Genomic DNA, 26,221 nt, shown 5'->3' with positions numbered 1-26,221 from the left:
ATGCGTATCAGCGTCCCCCTTTTTCGTTACTACCCGATCATCCGTTGCTTGTTCCCTATTATTCCGGCTTCCGCACCGACATGGTGTCGTAGCGCGTGACCGTAAAGACATCGATGGCTTTGCGGTCCGGTTTGAAAGAAGACCGATAGTTCAGGATAGTACCGGGTTTCCAATCGGTTATTTTACTTTCCTGGACGTCGGGACCCACGAGTACCGATTTGGATTTCGAATCGGTTGCTATGTATTTCAGCTCGGTATGGATGTTCACGGTGTCGGGCGTATTCCAGCTCACCTGCAATACCTTCCGGGTCGAATCGTAGGAGGCGTTACTAATGGTACGGTTGAGCAGGCCGTTTTCATAATTTGCTCCGAATGTCCTGCCATTGAACCGCAGCGGCACCGACCGGTTACCCTTGGCATCCAGTGAATACATTTCAAAATTGTACGATCCTTCCTGCAACGGATTGATCATGATCCTGACCGTATCGCCGATAAGGTCCGAGGGAACGGCGGCTTCCAGGGAATCGGCCCTATTGTTCCAGTAAAGCTTATAACCGGTCACGCGCGGATCGGCGCTGAGGACCCACAGTAGCTCCGTTCTGTTTCTACCCGATGCCACCAGCACAGTATCGCCACGCCCGGGGTAAACAATCTCCCCGCCTGCCTGGTATTTTTTGAAATCGTCCCAATCCGTACAGGATACCGACGCGAAAAGAAGCACCAGCAATCCTGTAATTTTATGTTTGATAGCCATCATAGCTCAGTTTTAAATTATTTGGTATCTCCCCAGAAGGTGAGTTCGGTAAAATGGACAAACTTGGTATCGGACCAGTTCTGGTGGATCTGCATCCGGATATAGCGCACTTTGGGTGCCGAAAGCGGGAACACAAACTCTTCCCCGGCCGACATATAAGCAATATCGTCACCGGTATTCACGCCGTAAGGGCTCCCCGACGGCTTGATCGACTCACAATCCATGAGCTTAGTCCAGCCATTGAAACTTCCGTCTGGGTTGGGTGCTTTTTCACTGCCCCACATCGTCCATTTTCGGGGGTTACCGTGTTTATAAAACCAGTCGCCCTGCCGTTGCCACAACCGGAACCGGCTCAGCTTGGCCGCCGTCCCGAGGTCGAATGTGAAATGGATCGGCATGTCGCGGTCCGAAAGCGGGATGGTGTGGAAGCCAGGTTCCGTCATCTTCTCATCCCACAGATAGGGTATCTGCCACCCGTAACCGCTCTCTTCGTCGGTTGGCAGCACATATTCCCGGAAGCGGGTTTTATCCAGTTTCTTTTCAAAGAATGGTTTCACCTCCTTGAAAACCGTATCGGAGTAATTGTTCCAGCGGTCGCGCACATACACCCCGAACTTCCTGCTGAGAGTATCAAATCCCCGGGCAGCAAAGGAGCCGCCTTTCATTTGCGTGTACAGGGTTTCCACCGGAACATAATCGCCATTATTATCTGCTGTAATCACCACGATCGCCAGCTTGGCCTCGGAAGCATTACTAAAAGCAACATTCACCCCGCCGAAGTCTACACCCAGTTGCAGGGAGTTGAATACAGTTTGGACGGGCGGGGCCTCCGGGGCGATTTTCACCGTGACGGGCTCCGATTTATTGTCGCTTTTATCGACGGAATACAAGGTTACCTCGTAATCACCGCCAGCGGAAAACCCTTCTACCGTCACTTTGTTGGTGTAATGCGATGCCTTCGCCTCACTCACTACACCGGTGCTTTTATTGATCGCATATTCGGCCACTACATATTGCAGGTCTTCATCTTTCGGCAGCGAATAGGTGATGGTAGCCCCGCCGGCGAAGTTGACGACCGAGGTATTCGTCACCACGCCGGGCTTCACAGCATCTGCACCCAGGGGTTTACGGATGTCATCGGTGTCCGCACAGGAGCATAGCAATGCGAGCACCCACACGATTGAAACTAATATCGATATCTTTTTCATAGAGCGCGGTGTTTACCAGCCAGGGTTTTGAACAAGGTTCGGGTTGACAATCAGTGAGTTTTCTGAAATAGGCCAGAAATAGTCTTTGAGGCTGAAACTACTCGTATAAATCGGCTTGACCCGGTAATAGTTAACCGCCTCGCGTTGGGCGATATCCCAGCCATTCACGGACCTTTGCAGGTAATTTTCCGCTACTTTCCATCTGCGCAGGTCCCAGAACCTTTTCCCTTCGAAAACCAGCTCGATCAGCCGCTCCCGCTGGATAATTTCGCGCAAGCCTTCCTTACTACTGAATTTCGAGGATTTGTTAGAGAATTTCGTCCACGACTCCACTACCCCTTTCAATCCGGCCCGGGCCCGGACCTTGTCTATCCAGCCATATACTTCGGCGGATGGTCCCTGCGATTCGTTCAATGCTTCGGCATATAGCAGGTACAGGTCTGCAAGGCGCATAATCGGGAAGGGGTAGCCCTCCACGTTGTATTGCTGTGCCGGGTCATTAATCGTGTTGTTATAATTGGCCAGTTTTTTGGGCCAGTAGCCTGTCACCGAATACAGGGAAGCCCCCTGCCTGCCACCGGTTTGGCCGAGTTTTCCTTCCAGCACCCAGGTATTGTCGTCGTCGTTTTTCCCCTGCCCGAACCAGATTCCCCCGTCAAAACCGAGATCAGCGTAGAAACGGGGCTCCCGATCGAAGTTGAGCTGTACCGTAGTATAGCCCTCCCGGATGTAATAGCGTTCGCTTTTCAATGCCTTTCGCAATGCGGTGAAACGGGTACCATATTTGTAGCTCTTGTCCTCCTCTATCGGCACTCCGTTGTTGCTGTAAAACATTTCGGCGATATGGAGCGGGGGCGCGAGCATGGAACCGATGTTTTCATTGGGAATAGTGCCGGTAAACGGGCTCAGCCGGGCTTGTGACAACGACTGAAAGCCCCGGCTGCCACCACCCGTTGAATTGGAAGCACCCCATATGAGCTCGACGTTCCACTTGTCGGTGACGGCCGCTCGGATCGACATCAACCGTTGGGTAGAATCCGAAACCTTGGTGGTTACCGAACGGGGAACAAATTCGTAAAGCCTGTTACCATTTGCCTCGCAGGCGGTGATCGCCTCGCGGCAGGCTTGTGCGGCCCGCTGCCATTTTTCGGGGCTGGCGGTGTTGCTGAACAGCGGCTCATTATCCTTGTTCCTGAAATTGGCATAATTCTGGTTACCATTGTAAAGCGGGCTGGCGGCCGTGGTGAGTATCTCTGCCTTGATAGCCAGCGCAATAGGCTTGGTAATCCGGCCGAGTTCCGAAAACTCATTGGGTAAAATTACCGGAAGATCCACTGCGGCTTCGTCGATCAGGCTCACGGTGTAGTTGAAAACCGAATCGACATGCTGCCGCTTTACCTTCACCTCCTCCACCGACGCCGAAATAGGAAGATTCTTTTTGATGATCGGGATCGGGCCGTACATCCGTACCAGGTAATAATGGTAATAGGCTTTCAGGAATTTCACTTCTGCCACCCATCGTTTCTTCTCAAAATCGGTGAGGTCGCGGACTTTGTCGACGTTTTCCAGAAATATATTGCATTCGCGTAGCGCCTGGAAATATTTGCTGTCCCAATAGTTGGCAATAGGTGAAACGATGTTCTGCTCACCTCTTGCAATCCGGTAAAGGTTACCATTGATATTCCCCAGCACCGGGTACACGGTCGCAAATTCGTCGCCCGTCATAAAACCGGGATCGGCCCCTTCGTTACCGAATTGCGGAAGATTATTATAGCAGGTGTAGAGGTACTTTTCCGCATCCGCACGCATTTTGAATGCATTATCGATCGTCGCGACGTTATCCGGGACAATATCGAGGTATTTCCGGCAGCCCGCGGTGGTCAGCACGAGCAAGGCGGCAAGGCAAAGACTGTTGTACAGTAATTTCATAGTAGGTTGCTTAGAAATTCATATTCAAACCGATATTGAAAACCTTCTGGACCGGGTAACCCAAGCCATTTCCTCCCATTTCGGGATCCCACAGCTTGAACTTACTGAATGTCAGCAAATTCGTCCCGTTGAAATAGACCCGAAAATTGGTCAGTTTCAGCTTTTCCAGAAAACGCCCCTTGACGGTATATCCTGCTTCCAGCGTTTTCAGGCGGATGAATGACCCGTCGCGCATGAACCAGGTGCTCCGCTGCGAATTGTTTTGGTTTTCTACGGTCGACATTCTGGGCCAAATCGCATAAATGTTACGGTTCTCTTCCGACCAGTGGCTGTCCGCAAATGCTTTCAGCAAAGCATTTTCACCGATGAGGTTGGCCGGAAAAAGCGCGTTTCCATTGTTGTCGCTGCTGTAATTGATAAAGGGAGCGGAAGCGACGGGATTGATAAAAAACGATTCCCGTCCCAGGCCTTGAAAAAAGAGCGAAAGATCAAATTGTCCGCGCCCGGCCGAAAGGCCAAACCCATAGGTAATTTCAGGTGTTTCGGGGTGGCCTATTGCCACAAAATCCGCATTGGTAATCTGCCCGTCCCGGTTAATATCCCGGTATTTGATATCCCCGGCCCCATACACCCCGAAGTTCTGGCGGGGCGAGTTCTTTACATCGTTTTCATCGATAAAGAGCCGCTCGGCAATCAATCCTCTGGGCTGATTGATCGATTGCCCTATCCTTGACAGATAACGGTCTTTATAGTCCGGCTCTTCAAAAATAGAGAACACTGTCCGGGCCATTGTCAGGTTTCCCCTTGCTACCAGCCAGGCCCCGTTTTTGAAATTCTGGTTAAAATCCACCGCAAGGTCAAATCCTTTTGATTTCGCCTCTCCCACATTCGCCGACGGAATAACCGATAGCCCCATTGTGCTGGGGATCGAAGCCCTTTCCATGAGGATATTGGAACGCCGCTGTTTGTAGATCTCGGCAATGACATTCAGTTTCTGAAGAATGGAGAATTCCAATCCGAGGTTGGTCTGATGGGAGGTTTCCCAGGTAATATCCTTGTTTTCATACCGGCTGATCGACACGCCATTACGGGTAATTCCTGAATTGTACCCGAAAGACGCCCCCCTGTTCTGATTGTTCAGGTCAACCTCCGAAAGGAAAAAGAAACGCTGATCGGGCCTTCCGATGGCATCGTTACCCACTAGGCCGTAAGAACTGCGTATTTTCAATTTGTTGATGAAGTGTTCCATTGGTTTCCAGAAACCCTCGTTCGATATCACCCAGGCCCCGCCGATAGTCGGGAAAAAGCCGAACTGCTTGCTCCTGTGAAAGCGCTCCGAGCCGTTATAACCGAAGTTGAATTCCGCAAAATACCGGTTATCGAACGAATAGGACAAACGCCCTGAAACACCCGTGTTCCTGCTCGGTAGCGATTGTTGCAGGGATTGCACTTGCCCCGCGCTCGAATTGTCTTTCAGGCTCTGCTGCAAGGTCGTCACCACTGTGGCATTCAGTGAATGTACCTCGCGGAAAACCCTTGAATAATCCAGTGTACCTTGCAGGTAAAGAAAGCTTTCCAGGTTTTTCGCACCGGGTTTGTAGTTCAGGTATTCCGTGGCGGGCTCATTGAAGAACTCATTGCTAGTCTGCTGGTTAAGCCAGTTGAGCGTGTAGGTGTCCGTTTGCTTGTCGTACGAGCCGGCGTTGTAAAAATAGGGGTTGTAGGCCCTGGTAACATCGAAATACGACGACCGATTGATATTCGCCAAACCTCTGACGCTAAGCCCTTTGGTAACGAAATCGAGCTTTTGGGTCAGTTCCAGCTGCGTCAGCATTTTGGACCTTGAATATTGCTTATACCCTTTCACCATATCCGCGTAAGGATTCAGGTATTGTCCGAGGTCAAAGTTCCCGAAGAGAATATGGTCGGTGGCCTCGTTGGCTTTGTCGGGTGCATAGTAGGCCGGATAGGATGTGGGACTGGTTTTCAACGCTTTCTGGTAAATGCCCGAGCCTCCGTCGATCGGGCCGTTGTAATCATCGAAATTCCCGTACAATCGCACGATCAGCTGTGTTTGCGGGCTTAGGTTGATATTGACGTTGGAGCGGACCGAGTAGCTGTTGAGCTTGACGTTATTGTTGAAATTATTCATCTTGTCCACTTTCAGCATACCATTGTCGTTGCTGAATGAGGTCGCCACGTAATACTGGGCCACTTCTCCCCCACCCGATACGCTAAGGTTCGCGCGGCGGTTCTGGGTGTACTTTTTAAAAAGCACATCGCGCCAGTCGGTCGAAGGATATACGTATGGATTCTTGCCCTTGCCGGTATTTTCGATCTGGTTTTGCGGATATTTGATCGCCGCGAGCGGGTCGCGCGTGAGCTGGGCCTCATTATACAATTTCATGTAAGTGATCGGATCGGCCAGTTCCACATTCTGGGTCGGCATGGAAACCGAATTTTCGATACGGAAGTTGATCTTCGCCTTCCCCGCTTTCCCCTGCTTGGTGGTCACATACACGACCCCGTTCGCACCCCGTGCCCCGTACAAGGCTGTGGCACTGGCGTCTTTCAGGATAGAAAAGCTTTCAATATCGTCGGGTTGCAGCCTGGCCAGGTCCGTTACGGTCAGCTCCACGTTGTCGACCAGTATCAGCGGTGAATTGTTGTATCCGAATGTAGTAATCCCGCGGATAAAAAACGTCGCATTGTCAACACCCGGTTCGCCGCTCCGCTGGTAGCCGATCACTCCGGAGAGACGGCCCGCGATGGCTGTCGTGAGGTTACTCGCAGGGATTTTCAGTTCGCCCGGACGGATCGTCGTCACCGCGCCCACCACCGCTTCCTTGCGCTGTTTCTGTCCGTAAGCCGTCACCACCACTTCTTCCAGCGCCTTGTTATCGACTTTAAGTACCACATTCATAATCGATTGTGCCCCTACCTGCCGCTCGTCGGAAATGTAACCCACGAAAGAGAAGATCAGGACCGCATCGTTGTCCGGAATGGCGAGGCGGTAAGTGCCGTCGGCCTCCGAGGTCGTTCCTTTTTGCGTCCCTTTCAATACGACGCTTACCCCGGGCAGTCCTTCCCCTTTTTCATCGGTAATCTTTCCGGCTATTTGCTTTTCCATGAGCGGCTCGCCCACATTAACAGGCAGCATCCCGGTTGGCCCTTTTCCTTCATCCGGCGTCCTGGAAAGGATGATCTGATTGCTCTTCACAACCTGGTAAATGATGTTTCTCGGTGAAAGCACCCGTTTCAGAAGATCTTCCAGCAATTCGTTCTTCGCTTCCAGGCTGATCTTCTCCTCGGTGGCGATCACCTGCTTTTGATAGGAGAAGGAAAGATCGCCCTGTTGTTCGATATTTTTCAGGACGGTTTTCAGTGAAGCATTCTTAACGCTTATAGATATACGTTGTTTGAGCAGCTCCTGCGAATACGTTGGAGACGCATAGCTTAGCCCGGCTGCGAACATGGCAATGAAGAGTTGTTTCATCATCATGCAAAGGAATTGAAAAACTTTTTTTTCACTCGTAAAAATGCCCATACCTGTTTTGGTTTTCATTTTTGAATAAACATCCGGGTCCGCCGGGTACGGCAAACCGTCGTCAATGGCGCATTTCTCCTCAGGTAGACAATCTGTTTTCCATAGTTGGATTAGGTTAGGTGACGTTCGCAATGAGGCCATTGCGAAAAAAAGACATAGCTATCCGGTGCCGGATGACCGGTATGGGCAACGAAAACATGTTTTGCAATGGGTAGCGCCGGAAACGTCCGGCCGCTCTATTTATACAGGTACAGACCCTGGAAAAAACTAACCCTTGTGACGAAATTATTTTTTGTTTTTTTATCAATTATCGAAGAAAGCCCCTACCTGAGCGGAAACCGGGACCTTTCCGCCATCAGAAACAACCTTTTGCATCGATCACAATCTGCGCGTCGATTTCCTTGTAGGTACCGCCTATCGTGCGGCAGATCACATCCAGGTTATCGTACAGCGATTCGTTGCGGATAGAGGTCGAGATAATGCATTTGGATAATAGCTCATGGTCGCAGAGGATCTGCACCCCATATACCTTCTCCATTTCAGCAAAAACTTCGGTTGCCGGCACCTCATCGAACCGGATCTTTTTCGTCTCAGCAATCGGAGTGATCGGCAATGGTTCTTCCACCAGGTTTTTGACCAGCATTTCACTGTCGCGGTTAAACGTCCCTTTCTGATTAGGCAACAATACCAACCCGGTTGTTTCCGGATCGCCCGTCTGAATCCGGCTCTGCTTGTACACCGAAACCCGCCCGGTCCTGACATGCACGGTCACATCCTTGCTGTTCTCAAATGCCCTGATCTCGAAGCTCGTTCCCAGCACCTTCGTCACCGTCTCGTTGGCGTAAACCAGGAATGGACGGAAAGGATCTTTGGTCACATTAAAAAATGCCTCTCCGCTAAGGAAAACCTCGCGCTTCTGTTTTTGGAAATGTGTGGGATAGCTCAGTTTACTATTTTTACCTAACGTAATGACGGTTCCGTCTTCCAGGCGTACTTCCATTGCCTCATTGCCCTGGTTTTGCTTTTCAACAAGCTGGTTTTCCACTTTTGCGTGGGTAAGCAGTTCTTTGTAGGTAACCCGTTTCCGGTCTGTCCGCATGGTTTGAAAAACACCAAATGCAGCGATGAGCAACACGCAAGCCGCGATCAGGAACGTTTTGAACAGTTTCTTCCCCGGAGTTGCCGGCACGAACGGCTCCTCCCGGCTCTCTGCCGTGGATTCAATCCTTGCCCAAAGTTTCTGCTCATCTATAGAAGGTACCGCTTCCCGCTCGGCCCGGTGCAGGTCCAGCACGATTTTCGAAGCCTTCTCCAACAGTTCTTTTTTGTCGGGATTAGCGCGGACAAATTCTTCCCACAACAATGCATCATCATCTTGCAGCACCCAGGTTATGAAAGAATCATTACTTAACAGATCCTCAATATTTAAACTTTCATCATTCATGGTCAGGGATAAATGGTACGCGCACAATTAACAGGTGCAACAATGGTTGAAAACTAACCTATCTTCCAGCATTTTTCTCAAAATCATTTACACGATCCATGCTTGCATTTCGCCCATGGGCACCAGCAGCGAGAGGATGGTCAATTCGCCGAGCCTTGTGCGCAGCACAGCATAGGCTTTATAGAGCAGGTTGCTTACGCCTTGTTTGGACAAACCCATCAGCTCCGATATTTCGTCGAGGCTCATTCCGTGATAAAAACGCAGGTTAATGACCTCTTTTTGCCGGTCGGAAAGGCTCCCGACCGCGTGGCGCACGCGTTGCGTACGAACATCCGCGCCCTCAGAATCGATGTGCTGTTGCTCACTGGAAAGCGCCACCAGATAATCCAGGAACCCGTCGATATCTTCGGCTTGCTCAAAAATATTGTTTCTCCCATTGCGTGAAAGCCGGTTACGCAATGCGCGGAAGAGGTAAAACCGGATGTTGTCCGCATCGTTGAGATGCTCTTTTCTACGCCAAAGGTCGATGAAAAGGTCGTGTATTGCATCTTCGAGCAACTGCCTGTCGGGCGTAAGCCGGTGGCCGTAGCTGGTCAGACTCTTAACATGGCGTTGGTACAGCGACTGAAAAGCCTGCATATCCCCTTGCCTGAAACGATGCCAGATATGCAGTTCAGCACTCAAATCTGATTCAGCTCTCGTAAAAGTAGACATCCCGGTCGATCTCCGTTGGATAAATGATGTGAAGTTTTTTGACAAAGAAAAGGATTTCAATCAAACACGCTTTATTTAATTGCAAAAAATATTGAAAATATACAAAGAAAATCCATCAGGTTGTGCGCAATGGCTTTCGCCTCCACGCAACCCGATGGACATGCAAGGGGGATAGCGTACACATTGGATCCGGGGACCCGCTATTTCGTGATGATCACCTTGCTCGTTTTTGTTGAACCGTCCGCGAAAACCAGCTTGATAGTGTGGAGCCCGGGTTCTGCCGTACCGATGTCAATCCCTTGCGCAGTCATCTTTTTGCTTTCCAGCAATTTAAACCCCGCCACATTGTACAAAACAACAGATTCGACGGCCGCGTAGTTGTCAAGAAATAGCCTGCCGCTGGCTGGGTTAGGATAGATGCGCACTTGAAAAGTATCGCCAAAATCGACGCGCTGGATACGGCTGTATGCAAACGAGCCGTCCCTGCCCTCCACCGCGCGGTCGACCATTTTCAACCGGTAATAGTTCAGGCCCCTCCCCGGTGCCCTATCTTCAAAAATATAAGTTCTAAGCACTGTGCTTTCTCCGCTTGAAGCCTGCACTCCGATCTGGCGCCAGCCCTGACCGTCGCCGCTACGCTGAATTTCAAAGCGGTCGCTGTTGGTTTCTTCGGTCGTTGCCCACGTGAGCACCGACGACGATTCCCGCCTGCTTGCATCGAAAGAAACCAGTGTGACAGGCAAACTGACGCAGGTTACGTCGAAATTGTCGCCGGAGATAGTCCAGTTCTTACTGGTAACGAGGAACTCCCTTGCCGCTGATGCATCTGACCCATAGGTTAAACCAGTTGCCGTTAACGTCAGGCCGGCAGGGGTTGCCGCATTGGTTCCCCAGCCGATAAGGGTACTGCTGTAATGCGCGCAATCGATACCGCTGCCGGTAAACATATGGTCGATGTTTACTGCGCTGTTCAATGCCCATTTACCTAAATTTTGGTTAAATGCGGCCGCGCCATTGAACATATAATGGGCTGCGGTCACCTTGCTCATATCCCAGGCATCAAGGGATTGATTAAAGGCCGGCGCGCCGTAGAACATATATTGGGTTGCGGTTACGTTACTTACATCCCAGCCGTTAAGGGGTTGGTTGAACGCCAATGCGAATGTAAACATGCTGTTCATATCAGTAGCCGTGCTCACACTCCAGCTGTCGAGCGGTTGATCAAACGAACTGGCATAATAAAACATCCCGCCGAAATTGGTCACATTACTTACATCCCAGCTATTGAGTGGCTGATTGAAAACTGTTGCGGCAAAAAAAAGGGAGAACATATCAGTTACATTACTGACGTCCCAATTACCGAGCGGCTCGTTAAACGCCCGGGCATTATAGAACATTTCCCTCATGTTGGTTACATGGCTTACATCCCAGTTATTGATATTGGGTGCGCTGACAAGACCGGTACAGCCTGCAAACATGGCAGACATATTCGTAACGTTGGTCAACACGGGCGCGTCTGTCGCGGAAATGGCGGATAACGTCGTGTAGTTGATGAACGCTCTTTCAAAAGTTGACCATACTGCTGTGCCCCATTGTTCTATGGCTAACACGTCTTGAAAAGAACTATTAGAAAGAATCCTATGGAAGGGTGTAGCGCCAACGGGCCTGATAGCAAAACGATAAGTACCCGGAGCTGGCATCTGCAGTCCGGTATAGTCTGTATGAACGCCAGGAATTGATCCGGAAATGCCGGCAGGAATGCTCTCATAGTAAATAGTATAGTCACCTTGTGCATCGATTATTATCCCCTTTTCAAACCCGAGTAGATCACTCGTCTTGCAAACGAAAACGAAATCGGATGGGGCAATCTGGGCACGTAAGGGTGTGTTATCAAACAATGCGAGGAAAATCAAGACAAACCGAAAGAGGCGACCGGGGAGGGCATATTTGGTTTTAGGAAAGATCTGTATCATATAACGTCTGGTTAGCTTTTCTGTTGGCTGTTTAACGCATCGAAGATATTCGATGCCCCATATTATGACGTACTCATTAAAACTATACGACTGTCGAATAATCGCGACGGACACATATACGGCGACCGGGAGGGGGTATTGAAGACAAACATTATTTTATTTCTTTGTATTAATTGGTTACATTTTGCACGTTATCCGACCGTTTCAGCCACTTGAAATCAATCCGCCAATACGCCAAATTCATTTGGGTTCTGTTGCTTACCACCGCATGTTTGCCCGGTGGGCACGAGCTCGTTGGCATGTGGCACACCGAATTGGAGACAATCCCCGGATTTCGAAGCGCGCTGGACATCCAGCTGAGTCAGGATATCACGGGCAAATGGAGCGGGCGGTTCGAGATACCGGAACTGATGGCGGCCAGCGAGCTGCAAGCTGTCATCGTGCGGGATTCGAAGGTCGAGCTGAACCTCGGCGGCGGGGCGGCATTTAAAGGTGCGCTTTCCGGTGACAAAAAGACGATCAAAGGTGTGCTGAGCGTCCCTGGACAAAAGCCTGAAAATTTGACATTTACCAAATTTTCGCATTGGTCGGCCCAGGTACCTGCCCGGACCGGCAAAGACGGCCAGCCCGTGAAAAACTGGAAATACCAGCCTCCAATGGCAACCGGCGATGGCTGGCGGGTAAGGCCTTTGCCTAAAACAGTGGTGGGTTCAGAATCATTGAATGAGCTGTTCGACCAAATTCTGCAAGGAAAATTCCATGGCCTCGACGCCTTTCTGGTAGCCCAGCATGGTGAGCTGGTCCTCGAAGAATACTTCTACCTGGGCGGCCGGGAGCGGCTGCACAGCATCCAGTCGGCTACCAAAAGTGTAACGTCACTCCTGTTCGGCATCGCGCACGACCAGGGCCTGATCAAAAATCTGGACAAGCCATTGAAAAGCTATTTCCCACAATACGCCGACTCTACCGAAAAAAGCGCCTCGTCGCCGACTTTGCGGCATGCGCTGACAATGTCCGCAGCCCTGGACTGGACGGAGGACATTCCGTATTCCGACCCCAAAAATGACGCCGTGCGGATGAACCAGAGCAGCGATCTGTACAAATATGTTTTATCCAAAAAACCCGACCCGGTGGACAAGCCGGGCAGCAGGTTCGAATACAATAGCGGCCTATCGATCCTTTTGGGCGGTGTTTTATTGAATGCCACGGGAAAGCCGGCCGATACCTACGCCAGGGAAACACTTTTCAAGTCCCTGGGCATAGATCATTTCGCCTGGACTATCCTGGGCGGTAAAGTGCACACCGGCGGCGGGCTGTTCGTCCGGCCAAGGGATCTGTTGAAAATCGGACAGATGGTGCTCGACAGCGGAAAATGGAATGGCCAACAGGTTGTTTCCAAAGACTGGATCAAAGAAAGCACGGCGTTTGTCCTGCCAATTACCAAAGAGAACAAGGACTTTGGCTACGGCTACCAATGGTGGCGCGGAACGGCCAGGACCGGTGTCAACGCGTTCCCGGTCATATATGCGGCCGGTTATGGAGGGCAAATGCTGTACATAGTTCCGGATCTCGACCTGGTGGTGCTCACATTCCACCACAATCCCACCGACAACGACGGCTCTCATAGCATTACCTGGAAGAACATGGAAAGTGTTGTTATTCCTTCATTCAGGTGATCATTTGTAAACAATTCAACTCGAACCATCATGTTTCGCAATTACTTCAAGATAGCCTGGCGTAACCTTGCCGGGAACAAGACTTACTCGGCAGTTAATATCGGAGGGCTTGCTGTGGGGATGACGGTTGCCATGCTGATCGGCCTGTGGATCTATGATGAGTTTTCCTACAACAAATACCATCAAAACTACGAACGGATTGCGCGGGTAATGCAGCAACAAACCCTCGACGGTGAAATTAACACGGGCGGTAATGTCCCCGCGCCGTTGTTCAAGGAGCTCAAAACCAACTTCGGAGCAGATTTCGAACGGGTAGTGTTTACTTCCTGGGTGCAAAGGCACGCCCTGGCCTATGACGGGACCAGTTTTACAAAGCCGGGCAATTTCATGTCGGCAGGCGCGGCAGAAATGCTATCTCTGAAAATAATCGAAGGAAGCGCGGCGGGGCTAAGCGATCCTGCAACAATACTGCTCTCCGAATCGACTGCCAAAGCAATTTTCAAACATTCCAACCCGGTGGACAAGATGTTGAAGATCGATCAGAACCTGGATGTGAAGGTGGTAGGAGTTTACGAGGATATTCCTTACAGTTCCGAATTTCATGACCTGGCTTTCATAGCGCCATTCGACTTGTTTGCTTCCTCTACCGAATGGGTGAAAGAGGCATTGCAAAACAATGAATGGGAAAACAGTTCTTTTCAGATCCTGGTGCAGCTATCAGAAAACAGTGATGTAAATGCAGTTTCCGAGAAAATCCGGGACATCAAGCTCCGAAAAGTCAGCGGAGACGAGTTGAAATTCAAGCCCCAAATCCTGCTGCATCCCATGCATCGCTGGCACTTGTATTCGGAGTGGGAGAACGGAAACAACGTTGGAGGTCGTATTGAATTTGTGTGGCTTTTTGGCACGATCGGCGTATTTGTGCTGCTGCTGGCTTGTATCAATTTCATGAACCTGAGTACGGCGCGTTCGGGAAAACGTGCCAGGGAAGTCGGAATCCGAAAGGCGATCGGTTCCTTGCAGCGGCAATTGGTGGGCCAGTTTTTCAGTGAATCTTTCCTGGTTGTATCGTTTGCCTTCGTCCTCTCGCTGGCATTGACCCGCCTCGCTTTGCCGGCTTTCAATGAAATTGCCGACAAGCAAATACTAATTCCCTGGAACGACCCGATCTTTCTCGCGGGTGCAGCCGCTTTCGCACTTCTGACTGGCTTCGTGGCAGGCTCCTACCCTGCTTTCTATCTATCTTCATTTCAACCTATTAAGGCACTAAAAGGCAAATGGAGCCCTTCGGGAATGCGGGCGACCCTGCCGCGAAAAATTCTGGTAGTTGTTCAATTTACGGTTTCAGTCATGCTGATGATCGGGACAGTGGTCGTTTACAGGCAAATTCTTCATGCGAAAAACCGCCCTATCGGCTATACCAGGCAAGGCCTCGTGACCATGCTGGTAAACAACAAGGACATCCATGGGCATTTCGATGCGGTGCTGGACGATCTCGTCAAAACAGGAAGCGTAACCTCGATAGCAGAGTCGGCTTCCCCGCCTACCGAGGTTTTTTCGGCAAATGTAGGCTTCGACTGGAAAGGCAAAGATCCCGGCCTGCATTCCGAGTTTGCGACAATTGGTATTTCACATGGTTTTGGAAAAACAGTCGGGTGGAGCTTTATCGCCGGGCGCGATTTTACCAGAACCTTATCCTCGGACTCCGCCGGGTTTGTCGTCAACGAAGCGGCGGTGAAGTTTATGGGCCTCGGAAAACGCGATTTGAACGACGCGATCGGCGAAACCGTAACCTGGGATGGAAGGCGTTTCAGGATCATTGGCGTGATCAGGGATATGCTTATGGAATCACCTTACGACCCCGTCAAAAAGTCGATATTTTTCATTCATCCCAAAGGCGGCCGGTTTGTGACGGCGAGGCTCAACCCGGGAGCTAACGCGAGTTCGGCATTGAAAAACATTGAAGCTACTTTCAAAAAGTACAGTCCCGACTCACCGTTTAGCTTTCAGTTTGCGGACCAGGAATATGCTTTGAAATTTGCAGCCGAAGAACGGATCAGCAAGCTGGCAGCCATATTTACAGGCTTGGCCATTTTCATCAGCTGCCTCGGCCTTTTCGGAATGGCCTCTTTCATAGCGGAACAGCGGACGAAAGAAATAGGGATCCGCAAAGTGCTCGGCGCGTCGGTTACCAGCTTATGGCAGTTGCTTTCGGGCGATTTTATCATTCTGGTGGCGGTTTCTTGCCTGCTGGCTACACCCATTGCCTGGTATGCGATGGATCGCTGGTTGGAGAAATATGCCTATCACACCCAGATTTCCTGGTGGATTTTCATGATTGCGAGCCTGGGAACGCTCGCAATCACGCTCATTACAGTGAGTTACCAGGCTGTTCGCACCGCCTTGCTAGACCCTGTAAAGAGCTTGCGCACGGAATAGGCATGCCTGCTCTTAATGCCGATAGGCAACTTTACCTGACAAGAAACGCATTGGCTGGGTCGGTGCCGGTGAGCAGGTCTTCCCGTGACGGCTTAATGGTAACGTCGGGCAATATCCCGCGCCCGGGCGTCGGCTCGGGCTTCACGGCCGAGTAGTATCCGCCGAGCGGGATGCCCAAATCTAGCCCGGTAGAGGGCAATTTATATATGGCGAACGTTCCGCTATTGTCGCCATGGTAGGTCCCTCCGGATTCCTCGCCCATGAACACGCCCCGGTTTTCGTCGCGTGCCACGGCCAGAAATTCCGATGTTACCGAATAGCTCAGGCCGTCCATCAGGAACACGACCTTTCCCGTGTAAGCGCCGCGGCGCGGGTGATGTGTGCCAAAGTTCTGGTGTTTTTTGAACACCAGCCTACCCTGGGAGTCTTTTTTGATAACCAGCCTGGCCAGACCAAGAAACCGCGGCAGGTACACGTGCCCGCGATCCGGAACATCTTTTTTGCGTTTTACTTTCACTTCGATGCGGTCGTAATACCGGAAATCCTTCGTCGCGATATAGGCATAAAGATGCTTCCCGAGGGCATCGTTCCCGCCTTCATTGCCCCTCACATCAATAATCAGCTGACGTACCGGCCGACTGCCGATCTCGGTAAATACCGAATCCAGAAAGTGCCTGAAATGCTTGTCGCCTTCGCTTGAATAGAAGTTCGCGATCCGGAGACGGGCCACCGTATCCGATGGGAAGCTGAGCTGATTGAGGCCGGTTAAGTAGGAGTTCTTCCGATTAAGTGCCTGCCACGCACCGACATTAATGCCCATCATTTCAATAACCGTACTGGTTTCGGTGCCGTCCGTCAGGCCCACTGAGAATGACCCGGTACTGCCCTGGATAAAATCGGCATACCAGGCGCTGAAATACTGCTGGATCTGTGCATCGGCAGATGATTGCACGAAGCCGTCGACCATCATATGAGGGCGTAACGCACGTAAAACCGATTCGATAGATTGCCCGTTGATGTGCATTACGTACTTGCCGACGGCCTGCGGATAGCTGGAATGCGTCACCAGCAACCTGTCGGAATTATCGAAACGCACGATCATTGGTATCAGTTTGTCTGTAAAAAAATAGAACGGGAATTCTTTCATAGGCGCAAAGAATTTGGTGTGCCCGCAGCGAAGTCGGGCCAGCACGGGGTTCACCATCCTAAAAAACGACACGAAAGTTGTAGAATCGGCACCGGCGACGACGGTTTTGACGGAATCGAGCGAATGCAGAAAACGTTCACGCGGCTCAAAGCGGCCGAGGCCCGGATGAAGGGCTACCACGGCCGAACGGATCATGGCGAGGTCTGTGAGCAATGCGGCGGAAGAAATCTTTTTCCCGGGCAGGGATTGTGCCCCGGTTGCAAAGCAGGTAACAAGTTGCAGGAGGAATGTAAGTAGTATACGGCGTTTCATTTTTCAAAATTTTACGCAAATTTGGGTCGAAACAAAGCAGGGGTCGTCTTTCCCGACAAGTTCAGACCTCTTCAATGTACACTTTTAGCACATTCTCCCGGCAATCTTGATTACAGCACTCCTTCTTTCAGGGATCATCCAGGGCGGCTTCCTCGCTTTTCTATTGCTTCGGAAAACGGCCAATCAGTTGCCCAACCGAATCCTGGCAATGCTGATTATGGTGGTCATGTTCCATCTTTTCCTGATCTGCCTGGACGTTCGGGGCCTTTTTACAACTTATCCGCATTTCAGCAGGCTGTCCTGGCTGCTGCCGCTTTTATATGGCCCGCTCATCTGGCTGCTTACTCAAAGTATTACCGACCCGGACTTCCACTTGCACCGCCGCCAGCTGCTTTCGCTCGTTCCTTTTTTGATATACCTGGTCATTTTAACACCCTACTTCGCGCTGCCCACGGTCGAAAAGACAGCATATTTAGCCGACGCCCGGCTTGTAGCGCAGGCGGATTTTGGCTGGATGAACACCCTTACCAATTTCATGCACGTAGGTTTTACTGCCTATGCATTGGCGGCGTTTTACCGCAACATCAGGAAACGCTCGGAGTATTTTTCAAACAGCGAGCTCATCGATATCCTCTGGCTGAAAGAATTCCTGTGGATCGTATTTTCGATCATGCTTTTTTCGGTAGTCACCTTCTACGCCCATAAGTACCGGCTGGCATACCTGAGCAGTATTTATCCGGCCCATTTTTTACTGGTCGTCATGCTCGTGTACTGGATTGCATTCAAGCTCCTCAATGAAAAAACCTCGCTCGCTCCCGTGAGCGAAGCTGCTGCCGAACAACTGCCGGCGGATCAGGCCGAACCGGCTGCCAAATATGCCAAAAGCAGTCTTTCCGGACAGGTTAGCGGCGACATTGCGGAGCGTCTCAAAGCGTTGATGCATTCCCAAAAGCCCTACCTGAATAATAACCTGACCCTCAGCGACCTGGCCGCACAGCTCAACATCCCGCGACATCAATTGTCCCAGGTGATCAACACGGTATTTGGTGTCAACTTTTTCGAGTTCATCAACCAGTACCGGCTGCAAGAATTCAAGAAGCAGGTACTGGACCCTTCCAACGATCACTTGTCCATTCTGGGAGTCGCCCTCGAATGCGGCTTCAATTCGAAGGCCACCTTTAATCAGGTATTTAAAAAACTGGAAGGGATCACTCCTTCCGACTTTGTGAAGCGATATAGGGAAAGTGTGGAGAAATAGGCCCGCGCATAAACGCCTGGGACGTATATTGCGGTACTGAAATCATTCACGAATGTATAGGATTTTATTAACCATTGCCCTGGCGTTGGTTTCCAGTGCTGTTTTTGCCCAACTGAGGATCGAAATTACAGAGGCTCCGGCGCTTATCTCTCCTGGCTCCTCGCTTTTTCTGGCCTCGGACCTGAACAACTGGAGTCCCGGTGACCCCAATTACAAGTTCAAGACGGACCCGACGGGCAAATACTATCTCGATATCGCCAAAGTTCCTCCGAAGTTCGGGTACAAAATCACGCAGGGAAACTGGACGATGGTGGAGGGCGATTCGGCCGGAAAGCCTGTTTCGGACCGGATTTATGACGCGTCAAAGGAGGCAGACAGGCATCTCGTACGCATTCATATACGCGGGTGGGAGAAAAAAATAGTTTATACATTCATTATCAATAGTCTCCCCAAAAACACGCCTCACGACGCACAGATTTTCATTTCCGGTAATTTTAACGACTGGGAACCGGCCAACCCGCTTTACAAAGTATATAAGAACGTCGATGGCACATACAGGACCACCATTTACACCGACAAAGACCCGGTTGAATACAAGTTCACGCGGGGTAGCTGGGAGTCGATAGAGGGCCGGCAAAGCGGCAAAGCACTCCCCAACCGGACAATCTACCGCGATTCAAAAGTCGATCATACGTCCATCAATGTGGAAATAGACGGTTGGGAGGACCTTTCTGCTTCTTTCCATTTTTATTCGCTTTACGATCTGTTACTGCTTTTTGCAGTCTTTCAGGGCATTCTGCTGATCATCGCGATCCCCTCGATGCAAAACTATAACCGTGCGGCGAACCGGTGGCTGGTAATTACCATCGCCGTAGCCTCGCTGATGATCCTGCTGCGGACAATAGGAGGCTATCGCGAAGCTTCGCAGGCTTTTGGTAAAATATTGCTCCTGCCGGACTTCATTCTCTTTCTGTACATGCCGGCCTTTTATATTTACCTGCAAAAGCTGCTTTTCAACCATTCTGAAAAGCCGGTGAGGCAATTCGCCCTCTTTTTGCCGGTATTGCTCCAATGCTTTGTTTATTTGCCGTTCTTTTTGATCAGCGATAGGGAGCTGCATCTGCAATTCCTTGTCCGCGACGCTAAACTTTTCGGGGTGTTTCTCGGCACAGGCTTGCTTGCTTTGGGCTGGAATACCTATTTCTGGTTCCTTTTCCGCAAAACTTTCCGGTTTTACAGGGAGCAGTACCAAAGTCATTTTTCTTACGAACAAAACCTGCATTACCTGAATACCGTCATGTTCATCCAGGGGCTTTGCCTGAGGTTATGGTACTTCCTTTTTGTGATGCTCGGGCTGGGTTACTGGTTTGGGTTTAATGTCACCCAGATCGTCGAGGGCAGCGTGGACGCCATCTGGCTGGCTTTTTCAACGATTACTTATTTTGTAGGCTATTTCGCCATTCACCAGCCGGAAATCTTCAAATTATCTTCTCAACCCCAGTCGCTCTTCGAGGCGGCAACGAATGCGGCGGACGAGGAGGTCCCGGAAGGCTCGGGGAGCAGGAAGGTCGAACAAATAGAGGACCTTGCCGGGCTGAAACGGCAAGTGGAGGAATTCATGGCGAAAGACAAGCCCTACACCAACCCCAAACTTAGCCTCAGCGAATTGGCAGGCAAGCTGAAAGTATCTCAGCATATCCTGTCAAGAGTGATCAACGACGGATTCGAAAAGAACTTCTTCGACTTCATTAACTCCTACCGGATAGACGATTTCAAGAAGCGGGTCGACAACCCCAGGTTTAAGAACTACACCCTGCTGAGCATTGCCTATGAGGTAGGATTCAACTCCAAAACCGCATTCAACCGGTCCTTCAAAAAAATCACCGGACAGACGCCCCGCGACTACTACAACGCCAGCCGCCCGGAGGAATAATTGACCTTTTTCATTTAAAATTATCAGGAAAATAAGTGCCATTTTATAAAGTGGCGCTATTTTACTATTCATAAATACCTGTATCATAAACAATTATGTAACATAATACCCCTAATGCTTAAAAAAACGCCGGATCGGTGAAGTGGGACGACAAGGGCTCTGAAAGCAGGTAGTTTTGCCAGAAATATTTTGATAAATAATTGGATTTAGCCGGTTAGACCTATCAGGTATTGAAAAGCAATCGCTCACATTTTATCCCTTTATGATGAAACAGCTTTACCAGAAAACAGTCTGTTTTGCCCTTTTGCTCCTTCTCGGGAATTTTGCATTAAGGGCCCAAAGTACCGTCACCGGAGAAGTTACCGACGAGCACGACGGCTCAGTTCTACCCGGCGTGACCGTCATTGTCAAGAACAGCGCATTAGGTACCCAAACCGATGAAAAAGGAAGGTATTCGCTATCCGGCGTTCCGGCCGGGGCCAGGCTTGTTTTTAGCTTCGTGGGAAAGCTCACGCGGGAGGTGGATCTCGGAAACGAGTCGGTGATCGACGTCGCGCTGGCCGACAACTCCAAGGAATTATCCGAGGTGGTGGTCATCGGCTACGGTACCCAGAAAAAGCAAGAGCTGACAGGCTCCATCACGAGTATTTCTGCGAAGGATTTCCAAAAAGGGAATATTCAAAGTCCCGAACAACTGATCGTTGGCAAAGTAGCAGGTGTTTCTATCACTTCGAACAACGGACAGCCGGGTTCTGGCAGTACCATCCGCATCCGGGGCGGCGCGTCGTTGAATGCGAGCAACGATCCGCTGATCGTCGTCGACGGCGTACCCCTCAGCGGCAGCAGCCTAAGCGGTGCGCCTAACCCGCTGAGCCTGATCAATCCAAATGACATCGAAACTTTCACCGTACTGAAAGATGCATCCGCGACAGCCATTTACGGGTCGCGGGCATCCAATGGCGTTATCCTTATCACCACCAAAAAAGGACAGAGCGGCACCCCTGTGATCCATTTCAGTACGCAGGCGGCCGTTTCCAAAATCATCAAAAAGGTGGAGGCGCTCAATGCCGATGAATTCAGGGCTTACGTCGAAACGAATGGAACCGATGAACAAAAAGCATTGCTGGGTTCTTCAAAAACCGATTGGCAGGAGGAAATCTATCGTACCGGGGTGAGTACCGACAACAATCTGAGCGTTTCGGGGGCTTTAAAAAATACGCCTTACAGAATCTCGCTGGGCTACATGCTGCAAAACGGGATATTGATTACCGACAAGTTGCAGCGCCCTTCGGCATCGATCAATGTAAGTCCGAGGCTCTTTAACAAGCATCTCAGAATCGACCTGAACCTGAAAGGCGCGCAAACCAGATCGCATTTCGCCAACCAGGGAGCGATTATCAACGCGGTCCAGTTTGACCCTACCCAGGCAATCATGGATGAGTCGAGTCCTTTTGGCGGCTACTTCGAATGGGTCACCAAAGACGATGCGGGAAAGATCACCCTCAATCCCAATGCGCCAAGGAACCCGGTGGCGCTGATCCGCCAGCAAGACAATAACGGCACTGTTACCCGCAGCTTCGGCAATGCGCAGTTTGACTACAAACTTCATTTCCTGCCCGATCTTCATGCGAACCTTAACCTGGGTTACGACATTTCGAAAGGACATGGGACAACATTTGTTCCCGAATATGCCGCACAAAACTTCACTACCAGGGGACAGAATAACCGCTATTTACAAAAGGTCGACAATAAGGTGGCCGAGTTTTACCTGGCCTATGCGAAAGATATCAGCAGCATTAAAAGCTCCGTGAGCGCGACAGCGGGCTATGGTTATTACAACAACGCGACCAAAAATTACTTCTACCCGAATTTCAGCGCCGACGGGCAGATCATCGAAGGCTCTCAACCAAAATTCGAATACGATATTCCAGAAAACACGCTGATTTCGTACTATGGCCGGCTTATCTACACCTACAACGATAAGTACATTCTGGCTGGCTCGATACGCACGGACGGTTCTTCGCGCTTTTCACCTGAAAATCGCTGGGGGGTATTCCCGTCCGTAGCACTAACTTGGAGGCTCAACCAGGAGGAATTCACCAAAACTTTCAAGGCGCTCAGCGACCTGAAACTCCGTTTGAGCTACGGCGTCACGGGCAATCAGGATGGGATCGCCAACTATTCTTACCTGGGCATCTACTCCGTAAGTTCCAACGCGTCCCAGTACCAGTTCGGAAACACTTTTTACAACATGACCGCCCCGGCTGCCTACGATCAGAACATCAAATGGGAACAGACGGCTACGGCCAATGCCGGTTTGGATTTCGGCTTTTTCAACAACCGGCTTTCAGGGAGCGTGGATGTTTATTACAAGAAGACGAAGAATCTGCTCAATACTGTTCCGGTTCCGATTGGCTCGAATTTCAGCAACCAAATCCTGACCAACGTCGGTAATATTGAAAACAAGGGGGTGGAATTCTCCGTAAATGGCTCGCCCATTGTCAAAGACCAGCTAACCTGGAATATCGGGTTCAATGTTACCTACAATAATAACAAGATCACTAACCTCACCGCCGTCAACGACCCCGAATTCGCAGGAAATCTCGCGGGCGGAATCACGGGAGGCACCGGCCAGAGCATTCAGATCCAGTCGGTAAACTACAACACGTTCTCTTATTATGTTTTCAAACAGGTATACGATCAGGAGGGCAAACCACTGGAAGGCGTTTACGCCGATCTGAACGGCGACGGGGCCATTGACCAGAAAGACCAGTACCGCTACAAATCGCCGTTCCCAAAGGTTATGTTTGGTTTCAATACGCAGCTGACCTATCAGAAATGGAGCCTGAGTACCATTTTGCGGGCCAACATCGGCAACTACAATTACAATAATGTGGCCTCCAACTTTGGCGTGCGGCGGAACATCCTGAATCCCAACAACATTCTGGGAAACAGCACGACCGACATTTACAATACCAACTTTTTCAACAACCGCTACCAGTCGGATTACTACGTCCAAAACGCTTCCTTCCTGAGAATGGACAATGTGGGTATCGGCTACAATGCAGGCCGGATTTTGGGCAACCGCATGAACCTGAAAATCAACGCCAGTTGCCAGAACGTGTTTGTCGTAACCCGCTACAAGGGCCTCGATCCGGAAATCAATGGCGGTATCGACTACAATTTATATCCAAGGCCGAGAACTTTCGTACTGGGCCTTAATCTGGAATTTTAATTCAAAACTCATTAGTTATGAATATCTTATACAAAACGCTGATAGCGTCCGTCATCATTGCAGGCGGAGCATCGTCCTGCACGAATGACCTGAATCTTTCACCAACCAATTCCATCACCGCCGAAATTGCCTACAAAACACCTGCCGACTACAAGCAGGTACTCGCCAAGGTATACGGCAGCTTCGCACTGGCGGGCAACAACGGTATCAACGCTTCCGACCTGGCGGGTATCGATCCGGGCCAGGCCGACTTTTTGCGGCTTTTCTGGAACGCCCAGGAGCTTACTACCGACGAAGCGGTTTGCGTGTGGAACGACCCCGGCATTCCTGATTTTCACAACCTTAACTGGACGGCCAGCAATGTGCTTTTGAGCGCACTTTATAACAGGAGCCTTTTTCACGTGACCGTCTGCAATGAATTCATCCGTGAGTCGTCGGACGAAAAATTAGCCAGCCGGGGAATCGCAGGCGGGGAGGCTGACGAGATCCGTCGGTACCGGGCCGAGGCCCGGTTTCTGAGGGCTTTCCAGTATTGGGTACTGATAGACCTTTTTGGAAACCCTCCGTTCGTAACCGAGGCGGATCCGATAGGCAAGTATATTCCGCCCCAAATCAAGCGCGCTGACTTATTTGCCTACATTGAGTCGGAATTGAAAGCTGCGGAACCTGTTTTGGCCGAACCGCGTAAAAATGAATATGGCCGTGTAGACAAGGCCGCTTCATGGGCGCTATTGGCGCGGCTTTACCTGAATGCGGAAGTTTATCTGGGCAAAGGCCAGGCGAAATACGGGGAGGCGATTACCTACTCGGATAAGGTAATTCAATCGGGTTACTCGCTGATGCCCGAATACAAACATCTGTTTCTTGGGGATAATGATCTGAACAATCCGGAAGTGCTGCTATCGATCAATTATGACGGGATCAAGACACAGAACAATGGTGGTACTACCTTCATTATCAACGCGGGGATCAATGCGGCCATGAACCCGTCGTCGTTTGGCATTCCCAATGGCGGGTGGGGAGGCAACCGCGCTACGAAAAACCTGCCATTGCGCTTTGGCGATTACAGCGGAAACAAAGATAAACGCGCGATGTTTTTTGGCCAGAAGATCGAAATGGATGATCCTGCCTTATTCACCGATGGCCTGGCGATCACCAAATTCAGGAACATCACGCGCGCCGGTGCCATCGTGCCTTCCACGGGCAACTCGTTTTCATCGGTCGATTTCCCGCTGTTCCGGCTCGCGGAAATGTACCTGACCTATGCCGAGGCCGTCAAACGCGGTGGAACGGGCGGTAGTGAGTCGACCGCACTCTCCTATTTCAACAAAGTGCGGGAGCGTGCATTCGGTAATGCGAGCGGTAATGCGACGGCTATCAGCCTCAACGATATCCTCGACGAACGAGGCCGCGAACTGTATTGGGAGGCACATCGCCGGACAGACCTTGTCCGGTATGGACTACTCACTTCCGGCAGCTATTTATGGCCATGGAAAGGCGGAGTAAAAGAAGGCAGAGGTGTTTCCGAAAGCTTCAATCTCTTCCCCATCCCGGCTACCGACCTGATCGCAAACCCTAACCTGAATCAAAACCCATGAAGAAAAATAGCATACTATCCGGTTTCCTCGCCCTGATCGCATTTACAGCGCTCTTCTCCTGCGAAAAAGACGAAATCAAGGCCATCGCCACCACCGGCTCTGTCCCTGTGTTGTCGGTAAACAACTCCGTTCTCGCGTTGAGCAACGAGCATTCTGCCAAAGAAGCCGTTGTCCTTTCGTGGACGCCTGTGGATTACGGCTTTGCCAGCGTGGTCCGTTATACCATTCAGTTTGATAAAAAGGGAAGCAATTTCCAGAAGCCGGTTGAAATCGATGCAGGAAATTCCCTGAAACGTGCCTTGACCACCTCGGAGATTAACGGCCTGATGATTAACAAGCTTAAACTCGTTGCCGGCCAAAAGGCAGATATAGAAGCGCGTGTGGTATCGTCCCTCGGCGCGGACGCCAAGCGGATGGATGCCATTTCAGAAACTAAGAATCTGTCCGTGACACCTTATTTTGTCGTAATAGTTTATCCGGCGATCTATGTCCCTGGCAGTCATCAGGGCTGGGCTCCCGAGAAAGCACCCAGGCTGGTTTCTGTGAAGGATGACAAAACCTTCGAGGGCTATGTGTATTTCCCGGAAGAAAGCACCGAATTCAAATTTACCAATGCACCCAACTGGAATGAGGGCGATTATGGCAGTGGCGGCCCCGGCAAACTGGGAACTACCGGCAATCTTGTCCAGAAAGGTTCGGGTTATTACCTGCTCAAAGTAGATTTGAACAAAAGCACCTGGTCGTCGTTAAAGACCGCCTGGGGCGTTCTGGGCTCGGCTACGAAAGGAGGTTGGGATAAAGATCAGGACCTTACTTTCGATCCAAAAGACGGGGTTTGGAAGACTGAACTGGCCCTGACGGCGGGAGAGATCAAGTTCCGGGCAAATGACGACTGGACCTTGGCGTTCGGTGACGGCAATGCCGACGGCATACCCGACACGCTCGACAATGGAAATATCCGCATCGAGGCGGCCGGCACCTACCAGATCACCCTCAATCTGAGCAATGCAGGCAACTATTCGTATTCTGTCACTAAAAAGTAGCTTCTCATTAT

15 protein-coding genes are annotated in these 26,221 nt (G+C 50.7%); 7 read left to right on the top strand and 8 right to left on the bottom strand.

Annotated features, from left to right (window positions below; genetic code table 11):
- Window positions 1-58: 58 nt before the first annotated feature.
- The 7 genes from IEY24_RS25200 to IEY24_RS25170 form a co-directional block, all read right to left on the bottom strand.
- The gene (locus IEY24_RS25200; RefSeq protein WP_188937611.1) at window positions 59-757 is read right to left on the bottom strand and encodes a DUF4998 domain-containing protein; all 699 of its coding nucleotides are present in this window, start codon (window positions 755-757) and stop codon (window positions 59-61) included.
- Window positions 758-771: 14 nt separating this feature from the next.
- Window positions 772-1,962 carry a DUF5000 domain-containing lipoprotein gene (locus IEY24_RS25195; protein ID WP_188937609.1) on the bottom strand — a complete coding sequence of 397 codons (1,191 nt, stop codon included), beginning with the start codon at window positions 1,960-1,962 and terminating at the stop codon, window positions 772-774.
- Between the two features lie 12 nt (window positions 1,963-1,974).
- A complete protein-coding gene (locus tag IEY24_RS25190) occupies window positions 1,975-3,891 on the bottom strand; it encodes a RagB/SusD family nutrient uptake outer membrane protein (RefSeq protein WP_188937607.1) in 1,917 nt (638 codons plus the stop codon).
- A 10-nt stretch (window positions 3,892-3,901) separates the two neighbouring features.
- Window positions 3,902-7,456, bottom strand: a complete 3,555-nt coding sequence (locus IEY24_RS25185) for a SusC/RagA family TonB-linked outer membrane protein (RefSeq protein ID WP_229223123.1) — start codon at window positions 7,454-7,456, stop codon at window positions 3,902-3,904.
- A 337-nt stretch (window positions 7,457-7,793) separates the two neighbouring features.
- A complete protein-coding gene (locus IEY24_RS25180) occupies window positions 7,794-8,882 on the bottom strand; it encodes a FecR family protein (RefSeq protein ID WP_188937605.1) in 1,089 nt (362 codons plus the stop codon).
- Between the two features lie 87 nt (window positions 8,883-8,969).
- On the bottom strand, window positions 8,970-9,566 hold the full coding sequence (locus tag IEY24_RS25175) for an RNA polymerase sigma factor (protein ID WP_229223121.1): 597 nt from the start codon (window positions 9,564-9,566) through the stop codon (window positions 8,970-8,972).
- 230 nt (window positions 9,567-9,796) lie between these two features.
- Window positions 9,797-11,569 (bottom strand): BspA family leucine-rich repeat surface protein, encoded by a 1,773-nt coding sequence (locus tag IEY24_RS25170; protein ID WP_188937600.1) that lies wholly within the window; start codon window positions 11,567-11,569, stop codon window positions 9,797-9,799.
- A 212-nt stretch (window positions 11,570-11,781) separates the two neighbouring features.
- Here IEY24_RS25170 and IEY24_RS25165 point away from each other — a divergent pair, with 212 nt between their 5' ends.
- Together IEY24_RS25165 and IEY24_RS25160 are read left to right on the top strand one after the other, a co-directional pair.
- On the top strand, window positions 11,782-13,245 hold the full coding sequence (locus IEY24_RS25165; RefSeq protein WP_188937598.1) for a serine hydrolase domain-containing protein: 1,464 nt from the start codon (window positions 11,782-11,784) through the stop codon (window positions 13,243-13,245).
- Window positions 13,246-13,275: 30 nt separating this feature from the next.
- A complete protein-coding gene (locus tag IEY24_RS25160; protein WP_188937594.1) occupies window positions 13,276-15,684 on the top strand; it encodes an ABC transporter permease in 2,409 nt (802 codons plus the stop codon).
- Window positions 15,685-15,715: 31 nt separating this feature from the next.
- Here IEY24_RS25160 and IEY24_RS25155 read toward each other — a convergent pair whose 3' ends face one another.
- The gene (locus IEY24_RS25155) at window positions 15,716-17,143 is read right to left on the bottom strand and encodes a S41 family peptidase (RefSeq protein ID WP_188937586.1); all 1,428 of its coding nucleotides are present in this window, start codon (window positions 17,141-17,143) and stop codon (window positions 15,716-15,718) included.
- Window positions 17,144-17,249: 106 nt separating this feature from the next.
- On the opposite strand from IEY24_RS25155, the gene IEY24_RS25150 reads away from it, so the two are divergent.
- The 5 genes from IEY24_RS25150 to IEY24_RS25130 all read left to right on the top strand — a co-directional run bounded on the left by IEY24_RS25150 (window position 17,250) and on the right by IEY24_RS25130 (window position 26,210).
- A complete protein-coding gene (locus IEY24_RS25150; protein ID WP_188937584.1) occupies window positions 17,250-18,401 on the top strand; it encodes a helix-turn-helix domain-containing protein in 1,152 nt (383 codons plus the stop codon).
- A 52-nt stretch (window positions 18,402-18,453) separates the two neighbouring features.
- Window positions 18,454-20,334, top strand: a complete 1,881-nt coding sequence (locus IEY24_RS25145; protein WP_188937582.1) for a helix-turn-helix domain-containing protein — start codon at window positions 18,454-18,456, stop codon at window positions 20,332-20,334.
- Between the two features lie 262 nt (window positions 20,335-20,596).
- The gene (locus IEY24_RS25140; protein WP_229223119.1) at window positions 20,597-23,569 is read left to right on the top strand and encodes a SusC/RagA family TonB-linked outer membrane protein; all 2,973 of its coding nucleotides are present in this window, start codon (window positions 20,597-20,599) and stop codon (window positions 23,567-23,569) included.
- A gap of 17 nt (window positions 23,570-23,586) precedes the next feature.
- Window positions 23,587-25,167, top strand: a complete 1,581-nt coding sequence (locus IEY24_RS25135) for a RagB/SusD family nutrient uptake outer membrane protein (protein WP_188937580.1) — start codon at window positions 23,587-23,589, stop codon at window positions 25,165-25,167.
- A complete protein-coding gene (locus IEY24_RS25130) occupies window positions 25,164-26,210 on the top strand; it encodes a SusE domain-containing protein (protein ID WP_188937578.1) in 1,047 nt (348 codons plus the stop codon). The genes IEY24_RS25135 and IEY24_RS25130 overlap by 4 nt, the downstream gene beginning before the upstream one ends.
- The last annotated feature ends 11 nt before the right edge of the window (window positions 26,211-26,221 follow it).

This window comes from Dyadobacter endophyticus, from assembly GCF_014641595.1.
In the GTDB taxonomy this organism is placed as follows: domain Bacteria; phylum Bacteroidota; class Bacteroidia; order Cytophagales; family Spirosomataceae; genus Dyadobacter; species Dyadobacter endophyticus.
Note: the sequence above shows the minus strand (reverse complement) of the source record. Positions and strands in the feature narration are given on the sequence as shown.